This is a genomic window from Clostridium sp. AF35-15, from assembly GCF_003477745.1.
Classification (GTDB): Bacteria; Bacillota; Clostridia; order Lachnospirales; family Lachnospiraceae; genus Otoolea; species Otoolea fessa.
Genome location: NZ_QUDY01000002.1, coordinates 144,810 through 156,340, shown reverse-complemented (window position 1 = coordinate 156,340; position 11,531 = coordinate 144,810). Strand labels below are relative to the sequence as shown.

The window sequence follows — 11,531 nt, the reverse complement described above, 5'->3', positions numbered from 1 at the left end:
AACCTTCTGGTTTAATAAAATTGCACTGTCGCATCAAATCCATTTGTCACTGTTCAGTGACCTGCGGTTCGGTACCCCCCCCCACCAGATTTTATGCTTCTGATCGTCTTTTCCAGCACCTTCATCTCAACCGGTTTTGAAATATGTGCATTCATACCGGCTGCCAGAGAATGCTGAACGTCCTCCGAGAACGCATTGGCAGACATTGCAATAATTGGAATCTTCTTTGCCGCTTCATGGGAGCTTCTGCGGATTGCCTTCGTTGCATCATAACCATTCATAACAGGCATCTGCACATCCATCAGAATCATGTCATAATCACCTGGAGCAGACTGTTCAAATGCTTCCAAAATCTCTTCGCCATTTTCACAAATGGTACATTCCGCACCTTCAATTTTTAACAGTTCTATCAGGATCTCCGCGTTCAACTCATTATCCTCTGCACACAGGAATTTCATTCCCTGCAGAATATTTCCATCCTGCTCATCTGTTTCTTCTTGTGCCGCCAGAGCAACCGTTCTATCCTCTGCAATTTTCAGATCCAAGAGAACCTCAAAACAGCTTCCCTGTCCTGGTTCACTCTCCACATCAATGGTACCTCCCATTGCCTCAACCAGATTCTTAGTAATCGCCATTCCAAGTCCGGTTCCCTGTATTTTATTTGTAAGGGAACTTTCCGCACGGGTAAACGCATCAAAAATTGTATCCTTGAAATCTGCCGACATTCCCATACCATTATCGCTAACTAAGAAACGGTACTTTGCATAGACAGATGACTTTGTCTCACATTCTTCTACAAAGAACTGAATTTCCCCACCTTCCTGGGTATACTTCACTGCATTGGAAAGCAGGTTGCTGAAAATCTGCATCAGGTGAACCTGATCCGCATTCACCCACTCATGCTGAATATTTTCTTTTATGATTGTAAGGGTCTGCTGCTTTTCATATATTTGAGTATGAAATATAGTGTCAAGTTCCTGTACAAGATCCAGAATAGAAAAGTCAGAATACTTGAAGACTGTTTTTCCTGCCTCAATCTTGCTCATATCCAGAACATCATTGATAATTCCTAACAGGTGCTGTGATGAAATGTCTATTTTTTCTGCATACTCTATAACTTTTGCTTTATTACCTGCATCATGTCTGATCAAAGATGTGATACCAATGATTGCATTCATAGGTGTACGAATATCATGTGACATATTAGACAGGAAATCCGTTTTCGCCTTATTTGCATTTTCAGCTGTCTGCAAAGCCTCTGTTGCAACGTTCTTTGCCTTTTTCAGTTTTTGATTGACTACTTCCATTTCCTTCATTGTTTGTAAATGAAGTTCATTATTTCTTTTTTCATATTCTGCTTTTTGATCTGCAAGACTAAGTCTGGAAATACTGTAGAATAATCCGGCAAAAAGTAAAAATATATAACCTGCCATGAGTATTGTTGTAAACAACACCGTTTTCTGGTAATCCCTCAGCACATTGTCAACAACTCCCCTTTCCACAATACATACCAAAATGGTGTTGTTGCTTTCTATCGGGCAATACCCCAGATAATAGGGGTTCTGTTTTCCCAAAAGTGCAACTCCGGATTCTCTGTTATTAAACTTCTTTTTGAACAAATCAGCCTCTTCTTCTGTAATAGCCTGTTCTCCTTTTAAATGTTTTAACAGGGAATAATTACGCAGGTATTTATCACCACTCTGGTTCGTATACGTAATATTTCCGTCATTATCCAGAATGAACAAATATGCTTTCCCGTCATAACCTTTCAGTTTTAACATGGAATCCAGTTTCGAATGATCATACACGCTTCCAATTGCCGTATAAGTTTCCCCATTGATAGTATATTCCTGACATGGAATCGCAACCAGATAACCGTCTTTTTTCTTCTGATCATAATCAACACGCACCAGTTTTCCAATATTGTATCCATTCTTTAAGTCCAGCAGAAATTTACTTGGCATATCAATCCGCATTTTTGTTCCACCTGCTGATATTGCCTGACCATTTTCCCGAAGGAATATAAGTGTACTTTCCGATTCTTTTTCCCATGCTTCAAAGAAACTTTTGTTCATATCCGTTTCAAGAGACAGCTCCCTCTCATGAAGTAAAAATTCCTTAACCAACTGCAGCTGGCTGTAGTACCCACTCACTTGAAGATCATAGGTCTGCTGCATCTGCTCAACAACAGCTCCCATACTGCTTTTTCCATTTTCACTGATATACTTGCTAGACTTACTTATAAGATACTTTATACAAACTACGCTTAAAAGAATAATAAGTAGTATAAGCAACAGCCTTGTTATTTTTTTTCTTTTATTTACCGTTTGTTCTATCTCCACTTTTACTGTTCAACCTCTATATAATCTTCCGGTGCTGACGGCTGCTGTCCTTTTGACATTGCTTCGATCCATGCACTTGATAATGTTGTATCTTTAAGCTGCTCAATCTCACATTTCGGATTTATTTTTTTCAAAACAGACATTGTGGTGTCTGTAAGAAGAATCGAGTATTCCTTTTCTTTGTCTATTTTCTTATCATTAACTGTCAAGTCCTTTAATGAAAATCCACTTTCCGCTTGATTGACGATAATTTTCATACCGGATGCAATTGGTAATTCGTATTTATTGGTTACATAAAAATTCTCATCCGCATCGGCGAAATAATTTTCCACGAGTTCACAAACCTGTTTACCACTAATTTTTGTAAAATATAATGCTGTATCTGAACTCTTTGCTGTCATCATGCCAACCCGGCTATTGGTGCATTCTCCTTTATACATAGAAGAAGTGAAATAATAATATGGTGCCAGAGCCAGCTGTGCATCATTTTCTTCTCTGATCGTAGTTAAAATGGAAGATGCTGAATCACGGCCATTTCTATCGTTCAGTGAAATGGAATATTCATTTTCAAAATTCACCGTTGCTTTTTCTTCCGGAACTTTACGATTCATTACACTGCGCAAAGTATCATAAGCCTGTGTTTCATCCATTTCCCCTGACAGTAATCCGTGAACAGCCTCAAGACTTGCATCAAATGATTTTTGAGCGGAATATCGGATATAAACAGCATTATTTTTAATTTCCTCTTCCAGTCCAGGTACATCCTGCATCATGGTTGGAACATCTGTATTCAATGAAATAACACCGCTTCCATCCGCAATCAGCTTTTGCCCCTCTTCTGAAATCATACAATCCAGCACATCCAGTGCAGTATCCAGTTTCTCCCGGTCTTTTTCCAGGTTTTTGTTAAATGCAATGTTTAATGACGGAGTCATATACACATAGGATTCATCCGATGTCTGTGAAAAGTAAGGAATACGGATCAGCTCCGCATCCATCTGTTTCTGCAGCTGCTGCATAACCGTCGGATGTCCATGAAACATTGCTGATTTTCCCTCGACAAACATCTGGGTTCCTGTATTGATGTCAATATTGATATCTTCTTTGCCAAAATGCGAGTCCTTAAGAAACTGACTGGTTTCTGAAAAAATACGTTTCCATAATGTATCATCAAACTTTACTTCATCCGCTGCAGTCTCTGCACCGTTTCGCCATTCAATACCATCCAGGCTTGTAAACTCACCGATTGCCGCTGCCTGGATGATTTCATTATTAGACCAGTCTTCACCAAGATCCATGGAATACGGTTTTATGCCATTATCATAAAACTGCTGACAGGCCTGTACATATTCCTCATAATTTTCTGGAATCTTTATGCCATACTGATCAAACAGTGTTTTGTTGGCAATGATCGTCTGCGGAATACCACAGATTGGCAGCCACTGGATTTCATCCTCCTCATTCTTATAATATTGCACCGCATAGGAATAATACTTAGAAACAACATCATAAGAAGCAAAATCCATAAGATAAGGCTGTAAGTCCTGTGCATCTGTTCCAGAAAATCGACGTACTGTTATGATATCCGGTAATTCATCATGTTCTTTAAAATAACTGTATAAATCGGTATCATTGTTACCAATAATAAATTCGATATCCTGATCAGGAAACTGTTCATGGATATAGGGTGCAATATTTTTCATCAAACGATTTTCCCACAGATAAACGGTAAGATGATCATCATTTTTAGATACTTCTTTCTTTGACTGTCCACATCCAGACAAGACAGCAGCTGCTGCAAGTACACCTGACACCACCGCTATCAGACAACGTTTTGCCTTTTTCATACTTTCATTTTCCTCATTCTTTCCTATATAAAGTCATTATTGTTACGTCTATGAAATAACACCACAAAAAAGCACTGTCAGACAGACAGTGCACCTCATTTTATGCAACTGGCTGCCATTTTACAGGCCCTGTAGTTTTGCGTCCCAGACTTTCATCTGGTTTGCCGATTTCCTTATTATAGCTTTTAAACTTATGCAAAAAACTGGTTTTATTATACTATAGCGCTCTACTGTACACAAGAAAAACATTACCGTTTTAACGCCTGAAAACAAAAAAAGAACAGTCGATATATATACTCGAACTGTTCTTCTACTTCCGAAGTCCACGAAGCATTGACATTACTGTTTCCTGCTCATTTGCATTCAGATCGTTCCATATCCCTAGAACTTCTTTCTGTTTTTCTGTCAGATTCTCTGAATTACCTTCCTGAAAAAACTGCGATAATGTCACGCCCAAAGCTGCACATATTTTTTCAAGTGTGATCAGCGACGGCAGGTTTTCCTGCGCCATGATCCTTCCCAGTGACGACTGGGAAATTCCCGACAGCTGCGATAATCTGTATTTACTGATATCACGCTTTTCACATAAAGATGTTATTTTATCCGCAATATACTTCTCTACCTGCAAGTAACTATACCTCATTTCCGCTATTACATGTTCTTATTGTACCTGTAATAATGAAAAAATATTAGTAATCAACTTTGCAAGTATTTATCCCCATCATGGGAAGTATACGGATAAAAAAATATAAAGATACTTTCGTTTCCGCAAAAGTCATTTTCGCTTATATCATTTTTATAATAACACAGACAGTTATGTTTGTCACATAAAAGTTTGAAACCCCAAACAAAAAAATAAGCCTTCTCATACCGCAAAGCCGCATATCCACGGATAAATCCCCATCCCAGAGGGATCACCCTTCTGATGAATATAAAGGCTATTCGCAGATGGCTACGCAATCTGACATGGATGCCTTTTCACAGAAAGTTCACAGCTCATATAATGACACTATATTGACGTGGCACGAGTATGTGAGTATACTGTAAGCCATGTGGAGGTTGTGCGTATGTCAGCAACAAATCTGAACATCCGAACGGATAAGGAAACAATTAAAGGATAAATCTGAAAAGCGAATCAGCTGATGGAAAAATGCACGCTCTGCAGATGCGGTATTTACATCAGCCCCTTCCACATATTTCTATGAAATAAAAAGTGGAGTCAAATTGAATGAAAACACAAGCAGACAAGAAGTCAGTCAAAGACATCCAAGAGTTAAAGCAGAGATTTACCAAGTTTTCCATAGGTTTATTTGCAATTTTGACGCTTTCAATCACATTGTTGGCATCAGCATATACATATATTCTGCAAAAATCGTATACAGATATCGCCCTTGAAACGGAACTCAAACGTGATATAGAAAATGCAGATGCAATCCATAAATTGGCAAATAAAAAAATCGGAAGAGAAGAATTTGCCACGCTCCGCCATCAATCTGATGAAAATACAGAAATGTATCACAAGGTTTCCTCGTTTCTAAATGAAATTCGAACGCTGAATTCAACCAGATATTTATACACCGCCACCCGAAATGAAGAAAACAGGCTGATCTATGTGGTGGACGGTCTGGATCCCAACGCAGGAGATGTCAGACATCCGGGAGACTATATTGAGGATGAAATGATTCCGTATATTAACAAGGCTCTTTCAGGAGAAACGGTGTATTCGCAGAACATTGTTGATACGACATGGGGTCCTATTTTCACAGCCTGTTATCCTATAACAGGCGATTCGGATGAAATAGTTGGTGCTTTATGCATTGAAATGGATATGCAGTCTGTGAATGGGCTTGTAGAGCGAACAAGAAGAGCATCCGTTTATGTTGGAGCTATGGCAGGATGTGTGCTGTTTTTGCTTTGTGCTGTCTGCTTTATCGGCTACAAAAGAAAAAGAGAAGATGAAATTGAACAGACGATTTTGTTGCGCGAGGCTGCGGAAAAAGCAGAGACCGCAAACAGAGCAAAATCATCCTTCTTACTTAACATGTCACATGATATTCGATCACCTATGAATGCTATTATCGGATTTACGGACATTGCACTGAACCAGACAAATGTATCTGAAATTCACGATAGTCTGCAAAAGGTAAAAATAAGTTCAGAGCATCTGCTGTTTTTATTGAATAATGTACTGGATCTTAGCCGTATCGAGAACGGAAAGGTAAGCTTCTCACCTGAGCCGGAGAATTTGCCTGTCCTAATAGATAATGTGATTGCTATCGTGGATGGACTCCTACTGAATCGTGATTTAACATTTGAGATACATCGCAACATCCCCAAAGAACTTTATGTTCTGACGGATGCAACAAAAATTCGTGAGATATTGACGAATCTTCTGAGCAATTCGGTCAAGTTTACAAAAGATGGCGGAACGATTACTTTTGAAATTAGTATCAAACCGGGCATAGACGAACGGCATATTGTAAGCAGTTATGCGGTAAAAGACAATGGCATTGGTATGAGTGAAGAATTTCAGAAAAGGCTGTTTGAACCCTTTTCACAGGAGGATAACGGCGCACGAACACATTATGCCGGAACGGGGCTTGGAATGGCAATTTCCAAGCAATATGTAGAACTGATGGGCGGTACAATTACGGTTCACAGCAAGAAAGGGTGTGGTTCGTCTTTTACAGTAGAAATTCCTATGGAACTTGCAGACCCAAAACAGATACCTGAGCTGAATCTGATACAGGATGTCAGCCTTAATGGAGTAAAGGTTCTTCTCGCAGAAGATAATGAGCTGAATGCGGAATTGGCAATCACGCTGCTCGAAGAAGCAGGTATGCATGTAACTCGTGCAGTAGACGGACAGGACGCAGTTGCTTGTTTTGCCAACAATCCAGCAGACACATATGATGTGATTCTAATGGATGTCCTGATGCCTAAAATGAATGGGCATCAGGCGGCAAGGGCAATTCGTGCAATGAGCAAGGAGCGCCCAGACGCTGCGAAAATTCCAATCATCGCACAATCTGCAAATGCTTTCAAGGAAGATGTACAGGCATCCTTGGATTCTGGAATGAACGGACACATTTCAAAGCCATTCATAGCTGATGAAATCAAGTAATAAGACGGTTTCTTAAATAACTGTTTCATTTTCTAATGTTCCTCCTTGAGTATTTTTTTCATAGTTTCCAAAGCGTGATGTCGGTTTCTAAATACACCGCTTTGCGTGATTTTCTGCAAGTTGGCAATTTCACTTTCTGTCATTTCCAAGAAGTAATACATCAACAGAGTATTGCGTTTTCTTTCTGGAAGTTTCTTCAAGGCTTCTGCCAATTCATCATCAAGGACACGAATATCAATGCCACATACTGAAAAGATTGTATAATCTGTTTCGTAGTCGTCCCAAACAGCCATTTTATCAACAAGGACTTACTAAAATGTCTTTAAATCTAATTGCAAGAGCTGACACAGAAAAATAAACGGTATATTTGTGTATTTCGAAATTGAAAACATCCAAAAATTTCTTGACGCTGTCTTTATCAACGACATTTTTTTCAAAAAAACATTTCCGCAATTCGCTATAAACATAGTGTGCATCATAACCCATGGATATTAGTTCTGGGAGAAAACATCTTAAAGCTGATTCTAATTTCTTTTTTTGTTTCGGATGATTTGTATATTTAATGATTGTTTTAACGCACCAATCATAATATCTCCCATTGCTCAATGTTGCACTTATATAAGAAATAGTATTGTACTTTTCTTGCTGAGAGCTTGAGCCAAAGGTTTTTATAACCTTTTCTATATTTTCATAACTCCAACATTCTTTTAATACTATATCATTTTTCAATGATTCAATTAACTCATCGAAAATTATATCTCTTTGATATTCTTTCACTTCACCCGATTTAACCTTATTAGCAACATCACAATATTCTTCTGCTAATCCATGTGTATTTAACAATGGCATACGATATAAATCAATAGAATAGTCAAACAGCATTTCTTCCAATCGTTGTGCAAAGAAAAGAACGCCATCATTTTCAAAATCTCCACTCCAATTACTTGGCAAAGAATATTTCATACTATCACCTTATCATTTGAATTTTTTTTATTATACCACATAGATGTAAGTTTTTCCATCTCTGCGGCTATGTAAAAGCGGCATCAGCTCCACGCCAATGCCGCCCATTCTCGGTTATAAAATTCCTGCTTTTTTGAGATACCCAACGCTGTCATAGCACCCTCTGAAATAGATTGCTTCCTGCTGCATATCACTGAGCCTGTTCCGAAGCTCCAAAACTTCTATCAAAGCCTTGCACTCCTGCTCGGATAAATCGCTCGGCTTTTCCGTATCCAAAGCCTCCATCACTTTTGGATACTCCTTGTAGCGTTCCTCTATCCTTTCCTCTATGGAACGATATTCTGGATTTTCTTTGGGCAGCTTTGCGATAACGGAGCTTAGATATTCAGCAAAAATGTTGCTATGCACATCAACAAAAGTTTCAAATCTGAAATTATCAAGCACACCTTTCACCTCCGACATTTACTAATCAACACCTATTATACTTCCCAGAAATCAGCAATACAAATATGCAAACCGCATTATCTCTCCCGACTTGCACATTTTCTTTCGGGCTGTTCTTCTGCCTGCTCTGGCTCGGTATCCATAACGGAAGTATCTTTTTCATTCAGATTCAGCTCAATGTTAAGAGCGTTCAGCCGTTCTGTTTTTTCTTTCAGCTCATCTTCAAAGGCAAAAGGCTTCTTGATTTCCTCCTTTGCGGTTTCAAGCTGTGCGATAGTTTCCGCCTTTTTGGTCTTAGCTGCTTCCAGTCTGACGGGGAGCTTTGACAGCTCGTTCTCGATTCGGGTCAGATTTCCGAGGGCATCAGCACCTAAATCAACCTTATGCTTTGCTTTTCCGCAAAGGTTCATACAGTAATGGGCGTTGACGGTATCATAATAAATCTCCATTCGGAAACCTCGGTAGCTGCCGATTTCGGTAGGTGCGGACATCGGATAATCCTTGCAGATTGCAAGAAGCATTTCGCCTGCGTCTGCCTTTTCGGTGTAGGTCACGCCTTTTAGGGTCATCGGGCAGAACTTATCCTCGCCCTGCGGCTTGTGCTGTTCGGCAAGAGCTGCATCATTTTCATAGCCTGCAATGCGTTCCTCATACTCCTTAATGGTCTGGGGATAGTATTTCAGCACCCTGTCCTCAAGGTCGTAATGTTCGGAAAGATAACTCTGCTTTAACACTCGAAGCTTTGATACCTGTATATCCAAATCCATCTTTTCCTTAAAACGGGCATCGCCTGTGGCAAGCATTTTAACCTCCGCAAAGAACAGGGCAACCTCGTCCACATCTTCAGCAGAACGGACAGGGCTTTTGCTCGTCATTATCTGGCTGATAAATTTCTGCTTGCTCTCCACCAACTGATAGAGGTAGGCATCAAAAGTTTGCTCTGTCACATAACGGTAAACCTCCACCTCTGGGAACATATTGCCCTGCCTTTCAATACGCCCCTGCCTTTGTTCAAGGTCAGTCGGTCATTTTTTGCGGACAGTTCAATACATGCCTGTCTGTTTCGCTCCCTGCTCCTGCGTTTGCTCTCGTTTGATTTCTCCCTCTGTATCTTCTTGGCACAAGCAGGACAATACTTCGATATGCCAGAGCGGGGAACATATTCAACACCGCACACCGTACAATTCTTAGGCTTTAACGCAGTCCACCGCTTTGTCGGTGTGATATGTAATTCACCGACAAAGCCGATGAATTTATAATAAATCTTGATTTCCTGCCGCACCATTCCGTCTGTAAGTTTCTCACGTTCCGAAACAAGTATCTTGTCTATAAGTGCGTTTATGATGGTTGCGTCCAGTTCCTTAATGCCTTGATAGTTGCGGATTAGGGAGAGGAAATCACGGACACCCTGCGTCTTCTCATAGCTGTCGCTGAGCGTTTCCGTTACCTCTTTCAGCCTTGCTTCAATTTCAAGCTGTTCTTTCTGGTATTTTCCCGACATCATCTCAAAATTCCGCTCGGTAATACGCTCCATCACCTTATCTTCATAGAGTGAGGAAAACAGCCTGTCCAGTTCTGCAAGGCGTTTGTTCAGTTTTCTTTGCTCCTTTTCCAGTGCCTTTGCCTTGCTCTGGTCTGTTTCCGTGAGCCGCTTTTCAATCGCCCTCACTGCCTTTTCATCATTGACTGCCATATCCGCAAATCGGTTGATGTCGGTGAGGACAGCGTTGAACAAGTCCCTCGCTTCAATGCTGTGTGCGGTACACATGATATTACCGTATCTGCCATAATTATTGCAGGAATATTGTACGCAGTCGATGATGTCGGGGCGTTTCCTCCTGTTGGCACTCATAGCCCGCATCGCATAGCCGCAGTCCGCACACTTAATAACGCCTGCAAAGATGTTCTCAAAGCCGCCCTTGTTTTCTGGTAATCTGCGGCTTGTAATAAGCTGCTGTACGGTATCAAATTCCTCCTGCGTGACTATCCCCTCATGGGTGTCTGGTATCACTTCCCATTCTTCGGGCAGCTTAGAGGGGCGTTTCTTGCTTTTCATGTTGGCGGCAATCCGCTTGTAGCCTGCAAGGTTTCCCGCATATATCGGGCTTCTTAAAATGCCCCTTACGCTGTTCTCGCTCCAAATATAACGGTTCTCCTCATTCTCCTCAAAATACCTCTCATAGCCTGTTGCCCCCTGCTCCGCCGCATAAGCGGCGGGGCGTAAGATATGCTGTTTGTTGATGTGCTTGCGGATTTTGGCGATTCCGTTGCCCGCTAACGCAAGGTCAAATATTTCCCTTACCACATGGGCAACTTTGTCATCTATCAGCAGATGGTTGTGGTCGGCGGGGTCTTTGACGTAACCGTATGGTGCTGTCGTCCCCATGAATTTCCCCTGCTGAAACCTCGCTCGGTACGCCGATTTTATCTTGACCGACACATCGGCGGAATACATTTCGTTTAGGATGTTGCGGAAAGGCGTGATGTCCATAGCGGATTTATTGAGCGTGTCCACGCCGTCATTGACCGCTATATACCTCACATTATGCTCTGGGAAAAACACTTCCAGATACAGTCCGCAATCAAGATAGTTCCTCCCCAGACGAGATAAATCTTTCGTGATAACGCAGTTTATCAGACCGCTTTCAATGTCCTTAATCATGTTCTGGAAACTTGGTCTTTGGAAAGCTGACGTTAGATAACGATACTTTTGAAAACACTGGAAAATCAAGGTTTTTCGAGCGACGGACAAGCAGGGTATTGTACTAAAAACTGAATACGACGCAGAAGCGGCGTTTCTTACTCTCTACA

At 40.8% G+C, this 11,531-nt stretch carries 7 protein-coding genes, 2 pseudogenes and 1 riboswitch; of the genes and pseudogenes, 1 reads left to right on the top strand and 8 read right to left on the bottom strand.

Annotated features, from left to right (window positions below; all coding sequences use genetic code 11):
- Positions 1-53: 53 nt before the first annotated feature.
- The 3 genes from DWZ76_RS03825 to DWZ76_RS03815 all read right to left on the bottom strand — a co-directional run bounded on the left by DWZ76_RS03825 (position 54) and on the right by DWZ76_RS03815 (position 4,832).
- Entirely contained in the window at positions 54-2,342 is a 2,289-nt protein-coding gene (locus tag DWZ76_RS03825; protein ID WP_243017767.1) for an ATP-binding protein, read from the bottom strand.
- 2 nt (positions 2,343-2,344) lie between these two features.
- Positions 2,345-4,189: an ABC transporter substrate-binding protein gene (locus DWZ76_RS03820; RefSeq protein WP_118471916.1), complete on the bottom strand. Its 1,845-nt coding sequence runs from the start codon at positions 4,187-4,189 to the stop codon at positions 2,345-2,347.
- A gap of 100 nt (positions 4,190-4,289) precedes the next feature.
- Positions 4,290-4,365, bottom strand: a riboswitch (cyclic di-GMP riboswitch).
- 134 nt (positions 4,366-4,499) lie between these two features.
- Positions 4,500-4,832, bottom strand: a complete 333-nt coding sequence (locus DWZ76_RS03815; protein ID WP_181986209.1) for a helix-turn-helix transcriptional regulator — start codon at positions 4,830-4,832, stop codon at positions 4,500-4,502.
- Positions 4,833-5,417: 585 nt separating this feature from the next.
- Between DWZ76_RS03815 and DWZ76_RS03810 the strand changes: the two genes are divergently transcribed.
- Positions 5,418-7,313 (top strand): ATP-binding protein, encoded by a 1,896-nt coding sequence (locus DWZ76_RS03810; RefSeq protein WP_118471914.1) that lies wholly within the window; start codon positions 5,418-5,420, stop codon positions 7,311-7,313.
- A gap of 32 nt (positions 7,314-7,345) precedes the next feature.
- Here DWZ76_RS03810 and DWZ76_RS03805 read toward each other — a convergent pair.
- From DWZ76_RS03805 to DWZ76_RS03785, 5 genes and pseudogenes are all read right to left on the bottom strand, one after another.
- Positions 7,346-7,621: pseudogene (locus DWZ76_RS03805) on the bottom strand (sigma factor-like helix-turn-helix DNA-binding protein); the annotation flags it as partial.
- Positions 7,611-8,276 (bottom strand): hypothetical protein, encoded by a 666-nt coding sequence (locus DWZ76_RS03800; protein ID WP_118471912.1) that lies wholly within the window; start codon positions 8,274-8,276, stop codon positions 7,611-7,613. The pseudogene DWZ76_RS03805 and the gene DWZ76_RS03800, both read right to left, overlap by 11 nt.
- Positions 8,277-8,390: 114 nt before the next feature.
- Positions 8,391-8,738, bottom strand: coding sequence for a DUF6664 family protein (locus DWZ76_RS03795; RefSeq protein ID WP_118471910.1), 348 nt, complete (start codon positions 8,736-8,738; stop codon positions 8,391-8,393).
- Between the two features lie 59 nt (positions 8,739-8,797).
- On the bottom strand, positions 8,798-9,667 hold the full coding sequence (locus DWZ76_RS03790) for a helicase (RefSeq protein WP_243017766.1): 870 nt from the start codon (positions 9,665-9,667) through the stop codon (positions 8,798-8,800).
- Between the two features lie 70 nt (positions 9,668-9,737).
- A pseudogene (locus tag DWZ76_RS03785) lies at positions 9,738-11,382 on the bottom strand (recombinase family protein).
- Between the last annotated feature and the right edge of the window lie 149 nt (positions 11,383-11,531).